Origin of the sequence: Citrobacter sp. Igbk 16, assembly GCF_028069755.1 — a bacterium.
GTDB lineage: Bacteria > Pseudomonadota > Gammaproteobacteria > Enterobacterales > Enterobacteriaceae > Citrobacter.
Genome location: NZ_JANEWJ010000112.1, coordinates 1 through 264 on the forward strand (window position 1 = coordinate 1; position 264 = coordinate 264).

2 rRNA genes are annotated in these 264 nt (G+C 50.4%); both read right to left on the minus strand.

Annotated features, from left to right (window positions below):
* Window positions 1-68: ribosomal RNA gene (gene rrf / locus NNO03_RS22605) — 5S ribosomal RNA — on the minus strand; the annotation flags it as partial.
* Between the two features lie 96 nt (window positions 69-164).
* Window positions 165-264 (minus strand): 23S ribosomal RNA (locus tag NNO03_RS22610); the annotation flags it as partial.

Genomic DNA, 264 nt, shown 5'->3' on the forward strand with positions numbered 1-264 from the left:
GCGCTACGGCGTTTCACTTCTGAGTTCGGCATGGGGTCAGGTGGGACCACCGCGCTACAGCCGCCAGGCAAATTCTGTTTATCAGACCGCTTCTTGCGTTCTGATGTAATCTGTAATCAAGCTGAAACTGATGTCTGTCTTCGCCAAAACACCTTCGGCGTTGTAAGGTTAAGCCTCACGGTTCATTAGTATCGGTTAGCTCAATGTATCGCTACACTTACACACCCGACCTATCAACGTCGTCGTCTTCAACGTTCCTTCAGG